We start from the raw sequence: 20,036 nt of genomic DNA, 5'->3' as shown, positions 1-20,036 counted from the left end.
CGGCTCACAGCGCGTTGGTGTTCTGCGCCGCCTGGTAGACGGCCATGGCCTCGTTCCCGAAGAAGGGGCCGAACATGAAGTTCGGCGCGAAGTTGTACTTGAAGCTGTTGACCGAGTTCAGCCAGCCCTGCCCGGTGGACTCGTCGAAACCCTGGAACCAGGGCCCGCCGCTGGACCCGCCGGTCATGTTGCAGCGCAGCCCCAGGTCGCTGGTCATGACGGTGTCGTCGATCGCGCGCCCGCTGCAGTAGATCAGCCGCTGCCCGTTGAACGGCGCCGCCGCCGGGAAGCCGAAGGAGTACATCTGCCGCCGCCTGGGCTGGTTGAACGCCACTCCCTGCCCGCCCACGATGTCGGTCAGCGTCCGCCCCTGCAGCGGCGCGACCACGGCCGCGGCGACGTCGAAGTTGATGTCCTCTCGGGCGTTCCACTGCTGGGTGGTCAGCAGCGTGGTGGCGACCCAGGTGCCGAACGGGCGGCGGCCGTTGTCGAACCCCGGGACGAACACCCAGTTGCGGTGCGCGGCGCCGTTCAGCTTCACGCAGTGCCCCGCAGTGATCACGACGCTTTCGTTGGCGCTGGTCACGGCCGTGCCGGAGCAGGCGGAATTGCGGCCTTCCGCCGTGGTGAAGAACACCCGCCCGACGGTGCGCACGACCCCGCCCCCGTCGGTCCAGCGCAGCCCGGGGCTGTTGGGCACCAGGGTCCGCTGCTGGGCGGCCACGCCCCGGACCGACCAGGCGGCGCCCTGGGTGGTCCACGGAGTACGCCGGGCCGTCGTCGACGCGGCGCCGCGGGTCGCCCACGGGGTGCCCTGGGACGGGTCGTCCCACTGGCTGGTGCGTCGCGGCGCGGGCGCATCGAGCGCTTGCGCCGCCAGCATGCGCTGCGGCGTCCAGTACTGCAGGACGGTCCTGCGCTCCGACCAGGAGTCGGCGCCCGACCATCCGACGGGCCGCCTGGGGTCGAGGCCGGTCGAGGCACTGGCCTGGGCGGCGCCCGCGGGGACCAGGGCGCCTGCCACGGTGAGCGCGACGGCGGAGAGCAGGGCGACTCTGCGGTGCATACGTACCTCCCGAAACCGGATAGTTGCGCTCAGAGGTACGTACGGAGGTGTCGATCTGACTCAAGGTATGCGTATCTGGATATGGCATCGCCTGGAACCTGCAGAACAAAGTTCCGTACGATGGGGCGATGACGGACATCTTCGATGATCTGGCTGCGGAATACCGTCAGCTGGACGCGGTATTGGAGTCCCTGACCCCGGATCAGTGGTCCCACCCCTCGGCGGCGGCGGGCTGGACCGTTGCCGATGTGGTCCTGCATCTCGCCCAGACCGAGGAAACGGTCACCGGCCAGTCCATCACGGAAGGGACGGCCTTCCTTCCCTCCGCCGAGGCCACCGTGGACGGCCTGGCCGACGAGATGGTTGCCGCGGAGCGCGGGATGCCGCCGTCGGACCTGCTTGCCCGCTGGCGCAAAGCCGCCTTCGCCACTCCTGACGCGCTGCGCGCCCATCCGCCGGGCACGCGCCTGTCCTGGGTCAGGACGCCGCTGTCCCCGCGCACCCTGGCCACGACCAGGATCGCCGAGCACTGGGCGCACGCCTTGGACATCACGGGTCCGCTGGGCATCGCCTACCCCGACACGGACCGGCTGCGGCATGTGGCCTGGCTGGCCCACCGTACGCTGCCGTACGCCTTCGCCGTCGCCGGCCTTCCCGACGCCCCGGTGTTCTGTGATCTCGCCGCACCGGACGGAACCCGATGGGCCTTCGGTGACCCCGCCGCCCCGGACCGGATCACCGGCCTGGCCTCGGAGTTCTGCCGGGTTGGCGCTCGCCGGCTCGTGCCCGAGCAGACCGGCCTGACCGCCGAGGGTCCGCGCGCCGCCGACGCTCTGCGTGTCGTCCGCAACTACGCCGCCTGACCGCCGATCCTCAGGAGGAAACGGATGCCGTACATCGAGCTGGGGAACGACGCCCCGGGCATCGTCGGGCTGTTGCAGTACCGTCCCGAGACCGGCAAGGTGCTGATGGAGCTGGCCGAGGTGCTACTGCGGGGTGACAACACCCTGTCCAGGGGCGAGCGCGAGCTCATCGCCTCGTATGTCTCCACGCTCAACGAGTGCCGCTTCTGCGCGATGTCGCACGGAGCGTTCGCCGCCGCTCAGCTTCCCGGAGGCGAGCCCGTCGTCACCCAAGCGTGCGAGGAGCCCGGCACCGCACCCATTTCCGACAAGCTCCGAGCCCTGCTGGCGATCGCGGCCGCCGTGCGGCACAGCGGGACCGCGGTCACCCCCGAGGACGTCGAGGCAGCCAGGAAGGCCGGAGCCACCGACATCGAGATCCACAACACGGTGCTGATCGCGGCCGCGTTCTGCATGTACAACCGTTACGTGGACGGTCTATCCACCGTCGCGCCCGACGACCCGGGGCTCTACGCGCGCCGCGCCTCGCACGTCGTCGCCCACGGCTACCTCACCGGCCCTTGAGCCCTTGAGGGCGTGGCGGTCCCCAGCAGGGTGAGGGCGGCGTCGCGGGCCTGTCCGGCCATGCCGACCGTGCCGTGGTGGGCGGCGAGGATGGTCGCGCCCTCGATCAGCATGAGCAGCTGGCGCCCCAGCGTGCCCGGGTCCGCGGCTCCGGCGCGCGTGGCGATGCCGGTGAGCAGGTCGAGGTAGCGGTCCAGGTGCCGTGCGGTGAGGGCGCGCACAGTCTCGTCGTGGTGCTGGGCGGACGCGTTCACCATCGCGCAGCCGCGGAAGGCCGGCCTGTCGTACCACCGCTGGAGGGCGTCGAAGACCGCGGTCAGCTGGTCGTGGGGGTCGTCTCCGGCCGCCGCGACGGCCTCCGTCAGCCAGCCGGTCAACCGCGCGCTGCGCGCTTCCAGCACAGCCTGCACGAGGCCGTCCTTGGTGCCGAAGTGGCGGTAGAGCGTCTCCTTGGACACCTCTAGGCGGGCGCACAACTCGGCGACGCCGATGCCGTCGAGTCCGCGTTCGTACAGGACCGGGGTGGCCGCTTCGATGATGGCGGCGCGGGTGCGGGCCGGGTCGATCGTCGAGCCTTTGGCGACTGGCATGCCATAGATGGTACCGATCGGTTCGATTGGCTGCTAGCGTCTTGGATCGTACCGATCGGTTCGATCTCTGGAGCCTTCGATGACGGACCCGCTTGCCACCGACCCTCCGCGCGATCCCCGCTTTCCCGCCGTCACACCCGCGTTGACCTTCGACAGCGGTGGCGCGGCCTTGCCGGGCGTCCTGCACGTTCCGGCAGGCAGCGGGCCGCACCCGGTCGTCGTGCTGCTGCACGGATTCCCCGGCAACGAACGCAACTTCGACCTCGCACAGGTGCTGCGCCGTGCGGGCTATGCGTCCTTGGTGTTCCACTATCGCGGCTCGTGGGGCGCCGGGGGTTCGTGGTCGTGGGGGCATGTGCTCGAGGACACGGCCGCGGTCGTGGCCGGTCTGCGGGAGGAGGAGCTCGTCGCCGCGTACCGGCTCGATCCGCGACGGGTGGTGTTGATCGGCCACAGTCTCGGTGGATTCGCCGCGCTGATGACCGCGGCGGCGGACCCGTCCATTGCGGCGGTCGCCTCGGTGGCGGGGTTCGACTTCGGTACGGTGGCGGCGCTCTGCCGGGCTGACCCGAGCCTGCGGGAGGGCTATGTGGAGGCGTTCGCCGGGGAGCTCGGACCGCTTCGGGGCACCAGCGGGGAGGCGCTCGTCGCCGAGATGGAGGCGGCCGGCGACTCGTGGCGGCTTGCCGGGCTCGCGCCGCTGCTGGCGGACCGCCCGGTGCTGCTCATCGGCACCAGCCTCGACACCGTCACCCCGCACGAGGTGCATCACGAACCGCTGGTCACGGCCTACCAGGCGCAGCCCGTCAAGCAGCTCGACCATCATGTCTTCGCCACCGACCACGCTCTGTCGGACCATCGCGTGACGCTGGCGCGTACGATCTTGCGCTTCCTGGCGCGATGCCCGTGAGCCCGGCGCTGTGGCAGGCGGTGAGGCTGGCTCTCGGCACCGCTTCGGCGCTCGGGCTCGCGCGCTTCGCCTACGGGCTGCTCGTCCCGGCCATGCGGGACGACCTGCACTGGAGCCTGGCCGAAGCGGGGGTCATGAGCGCCGCCAACGGACTCGGCTACCTCCTCGGCGCGCTGGTGACCCCCGCCGTCCGGCGCCGGCTGGGCACCGCCGGCACCTTCCGCTGGGGGATGATCCTCATCGTGGTGGCGCTCGCCGCCAGCGCGGTGAGCGGTGACCACCTGGTGCTGCTGACCGCACGGGCCGCCGCCGGGGTCGCGGGGGCGCTGGTGTTCATCGCGGGCGGTGTGATCGCGGCGCGTATCGCCACCGGCATCTCCTCCGGCGTGCCCATCACCGTCTACTTCGCCGGCACCGGGCTGGGCATCGTGGTCAGCGGCGCGACCATCCCGGCACTGGGGGATCGCTGGCAGCTCGCCTGGGCCGGCCTCAGCGTCGCCGCCGGGCTGGCGACGCTGGTGAGCTGGGCCGCCGCGGACACCGGCGAGGACAGGGAGGCGCCGGCCGCCACCGCCGGGCGGGCTCGGGTGCGCCCGCTCTGGCGGACCGCCCTGGCGTATCTGCTGTTCGCCGCCGGCTACATCACCTACATCACCTTCCTGTCCGCCTACCTCGCCGAGCGGCACCTCCCGGTCGCGCAGGTGACACTCACCTGGACGGTCCTGGGGGTGGCCGTCATGGCGGCGCCCTCGCTGTGGAGCCGCCCCATCACCCAGTGGCCCGGTGACCGAGCCCTTGCCGCGCTGCTCGCCGTCCTCGCCGGGGGAGCCGCACTGGCCCTGGCCTCCTCGGAGTTGCCGGTCATCCTCGCCTCCGCAGTCGTCTACGGGGCGACGTTCATGGCCGTTCCCGCCGCCGTGACCGCGCTCATCAGGAACGGCACCCCGCCCGCCGACTGGACGGCCACGCTGGCGGCCTTCACCACCTTGTTCGCGGCCGGTCAGACCGCCGGGCCGTGGATCGCCGGCATCCTCGCCGATCACACCTCGACCGAGGCCACGCTGGCCTGGACCGCGATCCTGTGCGCGGCGGCCGCCGCCACCCTGGGCCGTCCACGCCTCGCACCCACGACCACGAGAGAAGGAGAACGGCAGTGACCACCTTTGTTCTGATTCCTGGCATGTGCCACGGCGGCTGGTGCTTCGAGCAGCTCACCGAGGAGCTGCGCCGTCACGGGCACCGCGTACACCCGCTGACCTTGACCGGGCTCAGTGAGCGCAGCCATCTGCTGCATGGCGGGGTGAACCTGGAGACCCACATCCAGGACGTGACCGGCGTGCTGGCGGCCGAGAACATCCAGGATGCGGTGCTCGTCGGCCACAGCTACGGAGGAATGGTGATCACCGGGGTCGCCGATCGTGTGCCGGGCCGGGTGGACTCGCTGGTCTACCTGGACGCCGTCGTGCCGCAGCCCGGCGATTCCATGTGGAGTCTGGTCTCCGATCGCGAGCGGCAGTGGTACGTGGATGTGGTGGAGAGCGGCGACGCCGTGCGTCCGCTGCCCTTCTTCGATCCGCGAGCCACGCCCCACCCACTCGCCTCGCTCCTCCAACCTCTCCCGATCACTGAGGACGCGGCGCACGTCCGGCGGCGGGTCTACGTGTACGCGGCGGGGTGGGCGGACCAATCGCCGTTCACCCCCACCTACCAGCGGCTGCGCGCGGACCCCTCCTGGACCACGTACGCGCTCGACAGCGGGCACAACCTCATGCGGGACGCCCCGCAGGACCTCCTGAAAATCCTGCTCGACATAGGCGGCTGACGGTCAGACGATGTTCAGCTCCGGCCTGGCCCCGGCCAGGGCGAAACGGCCGGCGTCGAAGCCGGTGACGTCCACGAACGGGGCCCGGCTCAGGTAGAGGTCCCGGACCACCTCCCCGACGGCCGGGCTCATGAGGAAACCGTGGCCGGAGAAGCCAGTGGCGTAAAGGAACCGGTCGACGTCCGGAGCGGTCCCGATGAGCGCGTTGTGGTCCGGCGTCACCTCGTACAGGCCGGCCCAGCCGGTGGCGATGCCGGTCTCCATCAGGGCCGGGGCGCGGCGGGCCATGGCCTCGCCGAGGCGCGGCAGCCAGGCGTCGGAGCGATCCAGCTTGAACCCAGGGGTCTCGTCCGGGTCGGACATGCCCAGCAGCAGCCCCGGGCCCTCGCGGTGGAAGTAGAACGTGGTGCCGAAGTCGATGGTGAACGCGGTCGGGGGCAGATCGGGAATCGGCTCGGTGACGAGGATCTGCCTGCGTAGCGGGGTCACCGGCAGGTCGACGCCCACCCACGCGCCGATCTGCCGCGACCAGGCGCCGGCCGCGCAGATCACGGTGTCGGTCTCGATGCGGCCACCGCCGGTCTGGACCGCGACGATGCGGCCGTCCACGGTCTCGATGCCGGTCGCGGCGCAGTTGGGCAGCAGGAGCGCGCCCAGTCGCCGGGCCGCACCCGCGTACCCGAGCACCACGGATTCGGGGGTGCAGTGGCCGTCGCTGGGGGAGTAGGCGGCGGCGAGCAGCCCGTCGGTGTCGATCAACGGCGACAGCTCGGCGGCCTCCCGCGCGGAGATCATCCGGCTGGGCACGCCCAGGTCGTTCTGGATCGCCACGTTCTTCTCGAACTCCGCCACCGACTCCGGGGAGTCGAGCAGGAACAGGTAGCCCGGCTTGTGCAGGTCGATCTCCTGCCCGAAGCGGTCGGCGAAGGTCTCGAACGTCTCCAGGCTGCGGACGGCGAGTTCGATGTTGACCCGGTCGGAGAACTGGGCGCGCACGCCCCCGGCCGCCTTCGAGGTGGAGCCGGAGCCCAGCGGCCCCTTGTCGATCAGGACCACGTCCTGCACCCCGGCCGCCGCCAGGGCGTACGCCGAGCTGACGCCCATGGCGCCGCCTCCGATGATGACCGCCGAGGCATGTGAGGGCAGCACACGTCCGGTCTCGCGCATGGATCGGTTCCTTTCGCCGGTTACCCGATCCAGCATCGCGGATCGGACAGACCGGGAGGAAGTGGTACGCCCCCATCGGTTTTCGGCTACCCGGGAGGCCGGGCGCGAGCAGATCAATCGGTGGCGGGAAAAGCAAATTGACCATTCTTCGCCAATTCTTTATTCGATGCGAGAGATCCGGCTGCGGTGTGGCGCTCCAGCCGGAACCACGTCAAATGTAAGCATCGTGCTGGTCTGATCGGCTCGCCTGCTGCGGGTCGCATTTCGCACTGCGGCTGCGTGGTCGCATTTTTCTTGAAAGGAACGGACATGTTCACGCCCCTTCCCGACCGGCCGAAGCCCCGTCACTCGGTGAGGAGGGCGACGAGGCTGGCCATGTGCGGCTCGCTCTCGGTCGTGTTGGTCGCCTCCTTGACGACCAGTGCGGGCGCCGACGATGATCACGAGCAGGTGCAGAAGCAGAAGCACGATCAGCATGTTTTTCGCGATCACGGGTGGTGCGAACCGCGCATCTTCTGGAAACGTCACTGGCTGTCGCCCAGGAACTTCTTCGTCCCCCGCACCCGCTTCATCGACGGCCCTGGCGGCCAGATGACGGTGTCCGTCACGCGGGAACACGAAGTCCTCGCGTTCCTGGAGACAGAGTTGTCGAAGCGACACGAGGTCACACGTACGTTCGGTACCACTGAGGTCGTCAACGAACTGCGGAAGCTGGGCCTTCCCCACCTCGAAGAGCGGCACATGGTCTTCACCGGGCACGAATACACCCAGGAGATCAGCGACGGCAAGTACGGCAACATGTGGTACCGGGTGCTCGGTTACCGTGTCGGCTGGTCGGCGTGGTCGGTGCTACGGACCTGCCGCCACGTCGAGATCGACTCAGGCATCGCCAACGTGCCCGCCAGGATCGAAGGCTGGCGCTACTGGGAGACCAAGCACCCGATGTTCAAGGGCCGCATCATCTCCAAGAAGTGATCAGGTCACCGGCGACGACGGCGTCTTCGCGCATGGTCGTCGCTGTCGCCTTCACCTGGCTCCGGTAGACGGACCAGCGACAGGCAGACCCGTGCGGCCGTCATAGTGCGGTTAATATTCATGGCTTCGCTCCTCTTGACGTGTGGAGCAACCGAGGGAGCTGTGATGTGCATCCCCGGCATGACTTTCCGCTTATCTCCTAAAATAACCCAATAATCCCAGCGAAGGGGGGATCGTAAACCGAGTTTGAACCTAAGAAGGGCGGCGCAATGCCCATTCGACTCCTGGGCAACGATCCATGACGACATCGAGGCCGGCGTCGCGAGCACGCTGAGCCGCGGCCACGTCGATCACGTCAAGGGGCAGCCACACCGCCCCGGCGCCCGTGGCGATCGCCTCGTCCACGGCCTCTCCCGCGTGCTCGGAGCGCCGGTAGACGGCGACGACGTCCACCTTGGCCGGCACGTCGGACAACGACGCGTATCCCGGCTCGCCCAGCACGGTCTCGGCGGCAGGATGGACGGGGATGATCCGCCTGCCTCGCACCTGGAGCAGACGAGCCTGCTCGTACGCCGTACGGTGCGGATGGTTGCCGAGGCCCACGAAAGCCCACGTCTGTGCCTGTCCGAGCAGCCGCTTGATGACCTTCTCATCCGCGTAACGATTGTCCATGCCCAGGGCAACACCGCGGGCCCGGCGTAGCTTCCGGTGCCGGATTCACGGGTCCATGACGCCGTACGTGGAGGCCCGGAACAGGAAGGACGCCCAGGACCGGTAGGGACGCCACGAGTCGGCCAGCTTGCGGTAGGCGGCCGGCGGCGCGTCCTCCGGCAGCCCGTACGCCTCGCGCAGGTTCGCGAACAGGCGCGGCTCGTCGCCGGGGAACGCGTCCGGCGCGCCCGCGCCGCGGATCAGGATCAGCCCCGCGGAGAACGGCCCCACGCCGGGCAGGCCACGCAGCTCGGCCAGCGCCTCCTCCGGGCCGAGCGACCGCAGGTGCTCGGCGGTGAGCAGCCCGTCAAGCGCCGCTCGGGCCAGGCCGCGCACCCACTCCTCCTTCTGCGCGGGCAGGCCCAGGCCGCCCGCCTCCAGCAGCGTCACGGGCGGGGGAAAGGCCGCGTAGGTTCGCCCGTCCACGGTCACCGGCGCGCCGTACCGCTCGGCGATGCGCTGCTTGATCCGGGAGGCGATGATCATCGACGAGCGCTGCACGATCACCGCCCAGCACGCCGCCTCCCACGGGCTCCAGAAACACACCGGCCGCAGCCCGGGGCGGCGTCGTTGCAGGTCGCCCAGCACCGGGTCGGCCTCGCCCAGCTTGGCGAAGCCGGCGCCGTCCACGTCCAGGGAGAGGATCCGCGCCACCTCGCCCCGGATCCCGGGACCCGCAGCCCGCGTCGTGGCCACGCTCACCCCGCCCGGCACGCCCGTGACGGTCACGCCGATCGGCAGCCAATCGGACTCCGCGCAGTAGGCGAAGCGCAGCGCCCGCCCGTCCGAGGGCAGCACGCTGGTGGCCGGCCAGTCCTCGACGAACCGCAGCGAGGCGCCGAAGTCGAACGGGCCCTCGGCGGTGAGCGTGAAGCCGTGCGTGGTCATGCGCGCATGGTATCGGCCACCTCGTTCGCGCCCCGCCCTACCATGTGACCGTGAGCCCAAGCCCTCGATCCGTGCCCAGCATCCGGGACGTCGCCGCCGCCGCGGGGGTCTCCTATCAGACCGTCTCCCGCGTGCTCAACGACTCCCCGCGGGTGCGGCCGGAAACCCGCACCGCCGTGCTGGCGGCCATCGAGCGGCTCGGCTTCCGGCCCAGCCGGGCGGCTCGCGCCCTGAGCCTCGGCCGCGCCCGCGGCATCACCGTGGTCACGTCCAACACCGTGCTGTACGGCTACGCCACCACGCTGCAGGGCCTGGAGGAGGCGGCCCGCGCCGAGGGCCTCGCCATGGGCATCAGGGTCGTGGAGTCGGCCGCCCCCGCCGAGGTGAAGCAGGCCGTGGACTACGTCAGCGACGCCAGCGCGGGCGGCGTGGTGGTGATCGCGTGGGATCCGCTGGGCATCGCGGTGCTGGAGGCGCTGCCGCCGGACGTACCCGCCGTCGCCGTGGTCGAGCCGGCCGCGCCCGACCGGGGCCGGGTCGCGATCGCCCTGGACGAGCGCCGGGCCGCCGCCGATGCCACCCGGCATCTGCTGGAGCTGGGCCATCGCACCGTCCATCACGTGGCGATCCCGTCCGAGGGCGGTCCCGGGGGCCGGCTGGCGGGCTGGCAGGACGCGCTGGCGCAGGCAGGGGCGGAGATCCCCGAGGTGCTGAGCTGCGGGTGGGACATCAAGTCCGCCTACGCGGCGGGGCGGCGGCTGGCCGCCGAGCGGGAGGTCACCGCGATCCTGTGCGGCAACGACGACATCGCCCAGGGGGTCCGGCGGGCGCTGTACGACGCGGGCAAGGACGTTCCCGGCGACGTGAGCATCGTCGGGTTCGACGACATCCCGGGGTCGGCGTACTGGACTCCTGCCCTGACCACGGTGCGGATGGACTTCGCCGGCCTGGGCCGGGCCTGCTTCCACGCGGCCGTGGCCGAGCTGACCGGCCAGGCGCAGCCTGACAGTGCCCGGCCCGCCCTCGTGCCGCCCGCGCTCGTGGTGCGTGAGTCGACCGCGCCGCCGCCTCACTCCTGAAATCGGCGCGTAACGATCCCGCAAAGAGACTTCTCTTCTGGTCGTGTGACCGCTCACACTAACGCCTACAGCCGATGTGACCGGTCACAAACGGCACTCGGCTGAGAACGTGCGTTATCTGAGGAGAGATCTTGAAGCCTGCTGACGTTGCCCAGACCCTGCGCTGGGGCCATGCCGGCCTCGCCGCCGTCGTGGAGATCCACCCGGATCGCCCGGTGGCGCTCCGCGAGCTGTCGGCCGGTCCGGCGGGCTCGCCGGCGCGGGTGTCGCAGCCGCTGGTGGAGGTGCTGATCCCCGGCGAGGGCCGGGCCCGCGCCTCGCAGCGGCTGTCGGAGACGGCGGTGGGCTGCCGGCTGCGGTACGCGGGCTCCGACCAGTCGAGCGACGGCGACTGGCGAGAGCTTCGCGTGCGGTTGCGGGATGAGACGTCGGGGCTGGGCGCCGAGGTGACGATGCGCTCGCACGAGGGCGCGGCCGCGGTCCAGACCCAGGTCAAGGTGACCAACCTGAGCGACAGGCCCGTGCTGCTGCTGGCCGTCACCTCGTTCGCGGCGGGTTTCCTCGGCCGCCCGGTGAGCGAGCTCGACGTATTGCGGGCGAGCAGCGAATGGCTGGGGGAGAGCCGCTGGTCCCGGCGGCCGTTGAGCGAGCACGTCGCCGACCTCGGCCTGGCCGGGCACGGCCAGCACGGGAAGGGCGTGTTCGCCCTGACCAGCACCGGCACCTGGTCCAGCGGGGAGCACGTGCCGATGGGCGGGCTGACCGACCGCGGCACCGGGCAGACCTGGTTGTGGCAGATCGAGCACAACGGCCCCTGGCGGTGGGAGGCCGGCGACCGGATGGACGGCGTCTACGTCGCCCTGTCCGGGCCGACCGACCTGGACCACCAGTGGAGCGAGCTGCTCGCGCCCGGCGCGTCGTTCACCTCCGTGCCCGTCTCGATCGCCGTCTCGGACGACGGTGTGGAGGGCGCGGCGGCGGCCCTGACCGCGCACCGGCGGGCGCTGCGGCGCCCGCACCCCGACCGGGCCGCGCTGCCGGTGGTGTTCAACGACTACATGAACACGCTGATGGGCGACCCCACGACGGCCAAGCTGCTGCCGCTGATCGACGCGGCCGCCGCGGCGGGCGCGGAGGTCTTCTGCGTCGACGCCGGCTGGTACGACGACGGCGGCGACTGGTGGGACAGCGTCGGCGAGTGGCAGCCCTCCCAGACCCGCTTCCCCAACGGGCTGGAAGAGGTGCTGACCCACATCGCCGGCCGCGGCCTGACGCCCGGCCTGTGGCTGGAGCCCGAGGTGATCGGCGTCCGCAGCCCGATGGCCGACAAGTTGCCCGCCGAGGCGTTCCTGCAGCGCGGCGGCGAGCGCGTCGCCGAGCACGGCCGCTACCACCTGGACCTGCGCCACCCCGCCGCCGTCGCGCACCTGGACCAGGTGGTGGACCGGCTGGTGGAAGAGCTGGGCGTCGGCTACTTCAAGCTGGACTACAACATCAACCCCGGCGCCGGCACCGACCGCGACGCCACCAGCGTCGGCGCCGGGCTGCTCGCCCACAACCGGGCCCACCTGGCCTGGCTGGAGGGTGTCCTGGACCGGCACCCCCACCTGGTGCTGGAGAACTGCGGCTCCGGCGCGATGCGCATGGACTACGCGCTGCTGACCCGCATGCAGCTGCAGTCCACCAGCGACCAGCAGGACTTCCTGCGCTACCCGCCGATCGCGGTGGCAGCGCCGCTGTCGGTGCTGCCCGAGCAGGCCGCCAACTGGGCCTACCCCCAGCCCGAGATGACGGACGAGGAAATCGCCTTCACCCTGTGCACCGGCATCCTGGGCCGTCTCTACCTGTCCGGAAACCTGCAGAGGATGACTCCTTCGCAGTTCTCGCTGGTCAAGGAGGGTGTCGGGCTCCACCAGAGCCTCCGCCCCGACCTGATCCGAGCCACGCCGTGCTGGCCGCTGGGCCTGCCCGGCTGGAACGACCCTTGGCTCGCCCTCGGCCTGCGCGCCGGGGACAGCACCCACCTGGGGATCTGGCGCCGCCCCGGCGCCCTCGACACCACCGTGCTCCCCCTGCCCCACCTCGCGGGACGGGACCTGAGCGTGGAGGTCGTCTACCCCGAGGCGGCGAACGGCTGGACGCACACGTGGAACCCGCGGACCGCCGAGCTCACCGTCACCGCCACCCGCCCCGCACCCACCGCCCGCATCCTCCGGCTCCGCCCTCTCTGACCCGCAAAGGAGCTCACCGTGAGACTCGCAGCCTTCACCGCGGTCGCGACCGCCGCCGCCCTGGCACTCACCGCCTGCAGCGATCCCGCCGCGGGGCCCGCCACGCCCGCCGCAGGCGACGCCCCCGCCGCCTGGCCCTCGCCCACCGCCCGCCTGGACGGGGTCACGCTCACCATCTGGGCCGCCCAGAACAGCAACACCATGCCCAAGGCCGTGACCGACGCCTTCACCCAGGCCACCGGGGCCAAGGTCGAGGTCGTCACCATCCCGGACCCGTACGAGCAGGGCGTGCAGACCAAGGTGGCCACCGGCGACAAGCCCGACCTGGCCTTCTGGCAGCCCACCGCGTCCATGCTCACCGCGCTCAACGCCCGCTCCAACCTGCAGCCGCTCGACGGCGCGCCGTGGGTGTCGACCCTGGCGCCGGAGCTGCGTGACATCACGGGCCTGCTGGACAAGACCCGCTACGCCGCGCTGATCACGAGCCCGGCCGTCGAGGGCGTCTACTACAACAAGGAGGTCTTCGCGGCCAACGGCATCGCCGAGACGCCGAAGAACTTCGACGAGCTGCTGGAGGCCGGGCGCAAGCTCAAGGCCAAGGGCGTCACCCCGTTCTTCGAGATGGCCGGCGACAAGTGGGCCACCCAGTGGTGGGTGCAGGTGCAGCTCGCCGACGCCGCCAAGAGCGGCCTGTGGGACCGGGTCAACACCGGCAAGGAGACGTTCGAGGACAAGACCATCCTCGATGCGATCAAGAAGTACAAGTCGCTGATCGACGAGGGGCTGTTCAACTCCGACATCAAGACGGCGAAGTTCGAGGACCAGGGCGAGGCGCTGCTGTCCGGCAAGGCCGCCATGGCCATGCAGGTGAACTCGTTCTTCGGCCAGCTCCAGGCCAAGGCCGACACCGCGGAGCTGGACAAGAAGATCGGCTTCTTCCCGATCTCGCCGTCCGGCAACGTCGGCACGTTCATCCCCGACCAGTCGAACGCGCTGGTCGCCTTCCGCACCGGCGACGCCAAGCGGGAGGCCGCCGCGCGGCAGCTGCTCTCCTACTGGATGGGCCCCGGCTACCAGGGCTTCGTCGCCGACCGGAAGACCGTGTCGCTGCGCAGCGACGTGCCGACCCCCGCCGGCGTGCCGCAGGCGCTGCTGGACGTGCACGAGTCGGTCGGCACCTCGGTCGGGTCCATGCAGGCGCTGGCCGTGGCCAACCCCGACCTGTACCTGAACCTGGCCGACATGATCACCGGTAGCCTGACGCCCGAGCAGGTGGCCGCCGCCACCCAGAAGCAGTTCGCCCAGCTCGCCAAGGCTGCCGGAGCCTCCGGCTTCTGATCCACGTACCGCCCGGCGGGAGGCTCGCACGGCCTCCCGCCCTCCCTTCTAGGAGCCGCCTCGTGCCCACCGGTCAGGAGACGCTCACGCTCCCTGTCGCTCGCCGCCGCACCCCCGCGGCGGCCGCCAGGCGTCAGAACCACCCGATGTGGTTCCTGATCCCGGCGTTCGCGATCCTTTTCGTCTTCTTCTTCCTGCCGACCCTCTTCAACTTCATCTACGCCTTCACCGACTGGTCCAGCTTCAAGAGCGACATCCGCCCCGTCGGCCTCGACAACTTCAGCTTCCTGCTGTCGGACGGCACGCTGTTCAGCGCGCTGCGGATCACCGTGATCTACGCCGTCCTCGTCGCGCTCTTCCAGAACCTGTTCGGGTTCGGCCTGGCCGTGCTGCTGGAGAAGGACACCTGGCTCAACCGCGCCGCGCGCCTGATCTTCGTCATCCCCGTGCTGATGTCCGCGCTGGCCGTCGGGTACGTCTTCCAGGCCCTGCTCAAGCCGGACGGCAGCCTCAACGACCTGCTGTCGGCGCTGAGCGGGCAGCAGGTGAGCATCGCCTGGCTCGGCAGCACCACCTGGACGCTCGTGCTGGCCGCGGTCATCCACGCCTGGAAGTGGATGGGCCTGTCCATGCTCATCTACCTGGCCGGGCTCAAGACCATCCCCGAGGACGTCACCGAGGCCGCCCGCATCGACGGCGCCACCGGCTGGCAGGCGTTCTGGTCGGTCCGCTTCCCGCTGCTGGCCCCGGCGGTCACCTTCAACGTGGCCACCTCGCTGCTCGGCTCCATGAACGGCTTCGACATCGTCCAGGCGCTCACCGGCGGCGGGCCCGCCCGCAGCACCGAGATCCTGAACATCTTCATCTACCGCACGTTCGGCCAGGGACTGTTCGCCCAGGCCACGACCATGAGCCTGGTGTTGTTCCTCATGGTCGCCCTGCTGGCGTTCCCCGTCATCCGGATCCTGCGCAAGAGGGAGGAGATCCTGTGACCGAGCGTAGCGAGGGCACCAATGAACACAGCGACCTTGTCGCAGGTCCGACGAAGGAGGACCTGTGACAGTCCAGGCCTTCGGAAGCAAGGTGCGGAGCCGCGTGCCCGCACCCGGCTCGCGCGGGATCGCGGCACGGCTGCGACCCTTCGCCGTCGTCGTGCTCGTCGCGCTCGTGATGGGCGTGCCGCTGTGGCTGGTCGTCGTCACCGCGGGCAAGTCGCAGGGCGAGGCCCTCTCGCCGGACCTGTCCCTGCCGTCGCGCTGGCGGTTGTGGGACAACCTGGTACAGGTCTGGCAGCAGGGCGAGGTTCCCTCCGCGTTCTTCGGCAGCCTGCTCGTCGTCGCGCCGTCCGTGGCGCTGGTGCTGACGCTCGGCTCGATGGCCTCCTGGGTCCTCGCCCGCCGCACCACCAGGCTCAACGCCGTCCTGTACGCGCTGGCGATCAGCGGCATCGTGCTGCCGCCCGCGGTCGTCACCATCGTGCTCCTGCTGCGCCAGCTCGGCCTGGCCGGCACCGCGGTCGGCATGATCGGCGTCTACGCCGGCATCTACATGTCCACCGTGATCTTCTTCGTCACCGGCTTCGTCCGCACCGTGCCGCTGTCGCTGGAGGAGGCCGCCCGCATGGACGGCGCGGGCCCGGTGCGGGTCTTCGTGTCGGTCATCCTGCCGCTGCTGCGGCCGGTGCTGGCCACCGCGACCATCCTCATCTGCCTGTACGTGTGGAACGACGTCTTCTACGCCTTCTTCGTCATCGGCGGCCGGCTCGACACGCTGCCGCTGAACCTGTTCCAGGTCGCCAACGCCGGGCTCTACCTCAACAACTGGCACCTGATCTTCGCCTACATCATCCTGATGAGCCTGCCACTGCTGGTCGTCTTCGCGGTCGCGCAGCGGAAGATCATCTCCGGGATCACGGGCGGGGCGGTGAAGTAGTCACGCCATCCAGAGGCTGACGGCCAGGCCGAGGCCGGCCACGGCGATGGCGAAGCGCAGCGGGCGCTCCGGCAGCCGCCGCACGACCTTCGGCCCGAGCCAGCTGCCCACCAGGCACCCGCACGACAGCGCGCCGGCGGCCAGCCAGTGAACCGGGGCCAGGAAGGCGTACGCGACGGCGGCCGTGATGTTGGCCGCGCCGGTCGCCATGTTCTTGACCGCGTTGGTGACCGGCAGCGGCTCGGTGACGCTGGCGCAGAGCACGGCCAGCATGATGACGCCGGAGGCCGCGCCGAAGTAGCCGCCGTACACGCCGACCAGCGCCACCGCCACGGCCAGCGGCAGGAAGGACGCGGTCTTGGGCGCCCGCGCGTCGGCCAGGCGCCGCAGCGGGTCCCTGGCCAGCAGCAGCACCGAGCCGAACGCGATGAGCAACGGCGCGGCGAGCTCGAATGCCTTGGCCGGGGTGGCCAGCAGCAGCCAGGCCCCGGCCGTGCCGCCCACCGCGGCCACCGCGACCAGCTTGGTGACGCGCCGGCCGTGGCCGCGCAGCTCCTGGCGGGAGCCCGCGGCGGTGCCGACGGTGGTGGAGAACATCGCCACGGTGTTGGTGACGTTGGCGACGACCGGCGGCAGGCCGAAGGCGAGCAGCGCCGGATAGCTGACGAGCGAGGCGAGCCCGCCGATGGAGCCGGCCAGCCCCGAGCCCAGCCCCGCTGCGACCAGCAGGGTCACGGAGAGAAGATCCAACCGTCAGACCCACCCGGGTGCGGACAGATCGACCGGCGCCATGCGTTCGATCGCCAGCCTGACCTTCCCCATCGCCTCGACGATCTCCTGCTCCCGCTCGTCGGTCAGGCTGGCGATGGGCACCGAGCAGCTGATCGCGTCGGTCACGGGGGAGTGGTAGCGCAGCGCGAAGCCGAAGCATTTCACGCCGACATAGTTTTCCTCGTTGTCGATGGCGTAGCCACGCTCGCGGGTCAGCTCGAGGTCGCGCCGCAGGGCGTCCTGGTCCACGAGGGTGTTGGGAGTCAGCGGCACGATCGGCTGCGGGATCGGCACCTCATGCGGGGTGCCGATGCGCTCGGCCAGCAGCGACTTGCCCATGGCGGTGCTGAAGGCGGGCAGCCGGCGGCCCACGCGGCTGAACGGGCGCACGTAGCGGCTCGACTCCTTGGTGGCCAGGTAGACGATGTAGGTGCGGTCGAGGCGGCCGAAGTGGATGGTCTCGTCCAGCTGGGCGCTGAGGTCGTTGATGTGCGGCTGCGCGATGCGCAGGTAGGGGTCGGTGTCGAGGTAAGTGGTGCCGGCCAGCAGGGCGCGGATGCCGATGCTGTAGAGGCTGCCCGTCTCGTCGGTGCGCACCCAGCCGTGCTCCACGAGGGTGCGGATCAGGGCGTACAGGCTGCTGCGCGGGGCTCCCAGGGCCTCGCTCAGCTCACGCAGACGGGCGGGGCGGTTTTGGCGGGAGGCCAGGAGTTCGAGGAGCTCGATGGTCCTCGCCGCGGACTTGACGCTACGCACCCCGCTCTCGGGATGGGTCATTGCACCTCACAGGAGTCTGCGCGCCTCGGTCAAAGTGTTGACACATTACCAAAATGGAGCTTAACTGCCAGCCACATGCTCAGCAATCTACATATGGAGACAGCTTGCCTGCCACGTATACGAGCGAGGAGATATCCGAACGGCTGCGCCGGGGGATGGACACAGGCGTGCTGTCGTTCCCGCTGACTGCCTTCGACCCCGACGGGCGCGTCGATCTGGACGGCTTCCGCGCGCATCTGCGCACGCAGATCGGGGCCGGTCCCGGCGCGCTGTTCCCGTGCTGCGGCACCGGTGAATTCTTCTCGCTCGCCGAGGACGAGTACGCGAGTTTGATCAAGACTGCCGTCGAGGAGGCGGGCGGCGCGGTGCCGGTGGTCGCGGGCGTGGGCTACGGCTGGGCCCAGGCCGCCAGGTTCGCCGCCGCCGCCGAGCGGGCCGGGGCCGACGCCCTGCTCCTGCTGCCGCCGTACCTGGCCGAGACCCCGCAGCGGGGACTGGTCGAGCACGTGCGCCGCGTCGCCGCGAGCACCGCGCTGCCGATCATCGTCTACCAGCGCGCCCAGGTCAGGATCGACGTCGCCACCGTGCCCGCCCTCGCCGAGATCCCGAACGTGATCGGCGTCAAGGACGGCCACTCCGACCTCGACCGGTTGCAGCGCATCAAGCTCGCCGCCCCCAGTCAGTGGCTGTTCTTCAACGGCGCGGCCACCGCCGAGATGCAGGCACGCGCCTACCGCAGCATCGGCGTGCCGGCCTACTCCTCGGCGGTGCACGCCTTCGCCCCCGAGATCGCCGGCGCCTTCTTCCGGGCGTTCCACGCCGGTGACGACGCGCGGGTCGACCGGCTGCTCAAGGAGTTCTATGTCCCGCTGGTAGAGCTGCGCGACCAGGGCAGTGGTTACGCGGTCTCCCTGGTCAAGGCCGGGGCCCGGCTGCGTGGCGCGAACGTCGGCTCGGTGCGCGCCCCCCTGGCCGACCCCACGCCTGAGCACCTGCGGACCCTCGAAGGCCTGCTGAGCACCGGACTCGCCCTCGCCGCCGCCTAGAAGGAATCCCCACATGTCACGAATCATCCGGGCGACCGTCACGCCCATCCTGATCAGCGACCCGCCGCTGCTCAACGTGCTCGGCGTGCACCAGCCGTACACGCCGCGCACGATCATCGAGATCGAGACCGACGACGGCGTCACCGGCATCGGCGAGACCTACGGTGACTCCGACTACCTGGACGTGGCCCGCAAGCTCGCCGAGGTCCTCCCCGGCCGCGACCTGACCGCCGTGAACGGCCTGTACACCCTGGCGTCCGCCGCGCTGACCGGGGCCGCGGACAACGTCAAGGAGTTCGACCCGGCCGGCCTGCGCGGCACCCGCAACAACGAGAAGCTGATCCGCAGCGTGGTGTCCGCCTTCGAGGTGGCCTCGCTCGACGCGCTCGGCAAGACGACCGGGCTGCCGGTGCACTGCCTGCTCGGCGGCAAGGTACGCGACCGCGTCGACTACAGCGGCTACCTGTTCTACCGCTGGGCCGAGCACCCCGACGGCGAGGCCCCCGACGACTGGGGCGCCGCCCTCGACCCCGACGGCGTCGTCCGGCAGGCCCAGCGCTTCGCCGACGACTACGGCTTCACCTCCTTCAAGCTCAAGGGCGGCGTGTTCGAGCCCGAGCAGGAGATCGCCGCCATCAAGGCGCTGGCCAAGGCGTTCCCCGGCTACCCGCTGCGGCTGGACCCCAACGGCGGCTGGTCGGTCGAGGCCAGCGTGCGCGTGGCCGAGGAGGTCGGCGACCTGCTGGAGTACATGGAGGACCCGACCGCGGGCGTGGACGGCATGGCCGAGGTGCGCAAGCGCACCGGCGCGGTGCTGGCCACCAACATGTGCGTCACCACGTTCGCCGAGGTCCCGGAGGCGTTCGCCAAGGACGCCGTCCAGGTCGTGCTGTCGGATCACCACTACTGGGGCGGGCTGCAGGCCACCCGTGAGCTGGCGGCGCTGTGCCGCACGTACGGCGTGGGCCTGTCCATGCACTCCAACACCCACCTCGGGATCAGCCTGGCGGCGATGACCCACGTCGCCAGCGTCATCCCCCAGCTGAGCTACGCCTGCGACAGCCACCGGCCCTGGCAGACCGAGGACGTCATCACCGAGCCGCACCGCTTCACGGGCGGTGCGATCGAGGTGAGCGACGCCCCCGGCCTCGGTGTCGAGCTCGACCGGGACGCGCTGGCCGCGCTGCACGAGCGCTGGCTGGCCCGCCCCGACATGCGTGACCGCGACGACGTCGCCGCCATGCGCAAGGTCCATCCCGACTGGATCCAGCCCGCACTCCCCCGCTGGTGATAACGAAAGAAGAAT

Annotated in this window: 20 protein-coding genes; 13 read left to right on the top strand and 7 right to left on the bottom strand. The window is 70.7% G+C overall.

Going from position 1 to position 20,036, the window contains the following annotated elements; all coding sequences use genetic code 11:
- Positions 1 to 4 precede the first annotated feature (4 nt).
- On the bottom strand, positions 5 to 1,066 hold the full coding sequence (locus ACTWQA_RS07620) for a trypsin-like serine peptidase (protein ID WP_443158553.1): 1,062 nt from the start codon (positions 1,064 to 1,066) through the stop codon (positions 5 to 7).
- A gap of 128 nt (positions 1,067 to 1,194) precedes the next feature.
- Here ACTWQA_RS07620 and ACTWQA_RS07615 point away from each other — a divergent pair, with 128 nt between their 5' ends.
- Positions 1,195 to 1,929, top strand: a complete 735-nt coding sequence (locus ACTWQA_RS07615) for a maleylpyruvate isomerase family mycothiol-dependent enzyme (protein WP_443158552.1) — start codon at positions 1,195 to 1,197, stop codon at positions 1,927 to 1,929.
- 24 nt (positions 1,930 to 1,953) lie between these two features.
- A complete protein-coding gene (locus ACTWQA_RS07610) occupies positions 1,954 to 2,493 on the top strand; it encodes a carboxymuconolactone decarboxylase family protein (RefSeq protein ID WP_443158551.1) in 540 nt (179 codons plus the stop codon).
- On the opposite strand, the gene ACTWQA_RS07605 is transcribed toward ACTWQA_RS07610, so the two are convergent.
- Complete coding sequence (locus ACTWQA_RS07605; RefSeq protein WP_443158550.1) at positions 2,475 to 3,083, bottom strand: TetR/AcrR family transcriptional regulator; 609 nt, start codon at positions 3,081 to 3,083, stop codon at positions 2,475 to 2,477. The two genes, ACTWQA_RS07610 and ACTWQA_RS07605, sit on opposite strands and share 19 nt — an antisense overlap.
- Before the next feature lie 79 nt (positions 3,084 to 3,162).
- Here ACTWQA_RS07605 and ACTWQA_RS07600 point away from each other — a divergent pair, with 79 nt between their 5' ends.
- From ACTWQA_RS07600 to ACTWQA_RS07590, 3 genes are read left to right on the top strand one after another with little or no spacing between them, the layout of a single operon-like run.
- On the top strand, positions 3,163 to 3,993 hold the full coding sequence (locus ACTWQA_RS07600; RefSeq protein WP_443158549.1) for an alpha/beta hydrolase family protein: 831 nt from the start codon (positions 3,163 to 3,165) through the stop codon (positions 3,991 to 3,993).
- Complete coding sequence (locus ACTWQA_RS07595; RefSeq protein WP_443158548.1) at positions 3,984 to 5,150, top strand: YbfB/YjiJ family MFS transporter; 1,167 nt, start codon at positions 3,984 to 3,986, stop codon at positions 5,148 to 5,150. Before ACTWQA_RS07600 ends, ACTWQA_RS07595 begins: the two co-directional genes overlap by 10 nt.
- Positions 5,147 to 5,815: an alpha/beta fold hydrolase gene (locus tag ACTWQA_RS07590; RefSeq protein ID WP_443158547.1), complete on the top strand. Its 669-nt coding sequence runs from the start codon at positions 5,147 to 5,149 to the stop codon at positions 5,813 to 5,815. The genes ACTWQA_RS07595 and ACTWQA_RS07590 overlap by 4 nt, the downstream gene beginning before the upstream one ends.
- 3 nt (positions 5,816 to 5,818) lie before the next feature.
- On the opposite strand, the gene ACTWQA_RS07585 is transcribed toward ACTWQA_RS07590, so the two are convergent.
- Positions 5,819 to 6,982 carry an NAD(P)/FAD-dependent oxidoreductase gene (locus ACTWQA_RS07585; protein WP_443158546.1) on the bottom strand — a complete coding sequence of 388 codons (1,164 nt, stop codon included), beginning with the start codon at positions 6,980 to 6,982 and terminating at the stop codon, positions 5,819 to 5,821.
- Between the two features lie 309 nt (positions 6,983 to 7,291).
- On the opposite strand from ACTWQA_RS07585, the gene ACTWQA_RS07580 reads away from it, so the two are divergent.
- On the top strand, positions 7,292 to 7,957 hold the full coding sequence (locus tag ACTWQA_RS07580; RefSeq protein ID WP_443158545.1) for a hypothetical protein: 666 nt from the start codon (positions 7,292 to 7,294) through the stop codon (positions 7,955 to 7,957).
- A 252-nt stretch (positions 7,958 to 8,209) separates the two neighbouring features.
- On the opposite strand, the gene ACTWQA_RS07575 is transcribed toward ACTWQA_RS07580, so the two are convergent.
- Entirely contained in the window at positions 8,210 to 8,629 is a 420-nt protein-coding gene (locus ACTWQA_RS07575) for a CoA-binding protein (protein WP_443158544.1), read from the bottom strand.
- A 45-nt stretch (positions 8,630 to 8,674) separates the two neighbouring features.
- The gene (locus ACTWQA_RS07570; protein ID WP_443158543.1) at positions 8,675 to 9,556 is read right to left on the bottom strand and encodes a DNA-3-methyladenine glycosylase family protein; all 882 of its coding nucleotides are present in this window, start codon (positions 9,554 to 9,556) and stop codon (positions 8,675 to 8,677) included.
- 50 nt (positions 9,557 to 9,606) lie between these two features.
- On the opposite strand from ACTWQA_RS07570, the gene ACTWQA_RS07565 reads away from it, so the two are divergent.
- The 5 genes from ACTWQA_RS07565 (at position 9,607) to ACTWQA_RS07545 (ending at position 16,136) form a co-directional block, all read left to right on the top strand.
- On the top strand, positions 9,607 to 10,635 hold the full coding sequence (locus ACTWQA_RS07565) for a LacI family DNA-binding transcriptional regulator (RefSeq protein ID WP_443158542.1): 1,029 nt from the start codon (positions 9,607 to 9,609) through the stop codon (positions 10,633 to 10,635).
- Positions 10,636 to 10,766: 131 nt separating this feature from the next.
- The gene (locus tag ACTWQA_RS07560; RefSeq protein WP_443158541.1) at positions 10,767 to 12,866 is read left to right on the top strand and encodes an alpha-galactosidase; all 2,100 of its coding nucleotides are present in this window, start codon (positions 10,767 to 10,769) and stop codon (positions 12,864 to 12,866) included.
- Positions 12,867 to 12,884: 18 nt separating this feature from the next.
- The gene (locus tag ACTWQA_RS07555) at positions 12,885 to 14,204 is read left to right on the top strand and encodes an extracellular solute-binding protein (protein WP_443158540.1); all 1,320 of its coding nucleotides are present in this window, start codon (positions 12,885 to 12,887) and stop codon (positions 14,202 to 14,204) included.
- Positions 14,205 to 14,266: 62 nt separating this feature from the next.
- Complete coding sequence (locus tag ACTWQA_RS07550) at positions 14,267 to 15,196, top strand: carbohydrate ABC transporter permease (RefSeq protein ID WP_443158539.1); 930 nt, start codon at positions 14,267 to 14,269, stop codon at positions 15,194 to 15,196.
- Positions 15,197 to 15,260: 64 nt separating this feature from the next.
- Complete coding sequence (locus ACTWQA_RS07545) at positions 15,261 to 16,136, top strand: carbohydrate ABC transporter permease (protein ID WP_443158538.1); 876 nt, start codon at positions 15,261 to 15,263, stop codon at positions 16,134 to 16,136.
- Here the strand turns inward: ACTWQA_RS07545 and ACTWQA_RS07540 are convergent, their stop codons facing one another.
- Positions 16,137 to 16,871: a sulfite exporter TauE/SafE family protein gene (locus ACTWQA_RS07540; protein WP_443158537.1), complete on the bottom strand. Its 735-nt coding sequence runs from the start codon at positions 16,869 to 16,871 to the stop codon at positions 16,137 to 16,139.
- Between the two features lie 18 nt (positions 16,872 to 16,889).
- Positions 16,890 to 17,684, bottom strand: a complete 795-nt coding sequence (locus tag ACTWQA_RS07535; protein ID WP_443158536.1) for an IclR family transcriptional regulator — start codon at positions 17,682 to 17,684, stop codon at positions 16,890 to 16,892.
- A gap of 104 nt (positions 17,685 to 17,788) precedes the next feature.
- On the opposite strand from ACTWQA_RS07535, the gene ACTWQA_RS07530 reads away from it, so the two are divergent.
- Positions 17,789 to 18,730 (top strand): 5-dehydro-4-deoxyglucarate dehydratase, encoded by a 942-nt coding sequence (locus ACTWQA_RS07530; protein WP_443158535.1) that lies wholly within the window; start codon positions 17,789 to 17,791, stop codon positions 18,728 to 18,730.
- Positions 18,731 to 18,743: 13 nt separating this feature from the next.
- Positions 18,744 to 20,021, top strand: coding sequence for an enolase C-terminal domain-like protein (locus tag ACTWQA_RS07525; RefSeq protein ID WP_443158534.1), 1,278 nt, complete (start codon positions 18,744 to 18,746; stop codon positions 20,019 to 20,021).
- The last annotated feature ends 15 nt before the right edge of the window (positions 20,022 to 20,036 follow it).

Source organism: Nonomuraea sp. 10N515B, assembly GCF_052245915.1.
GTDB lineage: Bacteria > Actinomycetota > Actinomycetes > Streptosporangiales > Streptosporangiaceae > Nonomuraea.
Note: the sequence above shows the minus strand (reverse complement) of the source record. Positions and strands in the feature narration are given on the sequence as shown.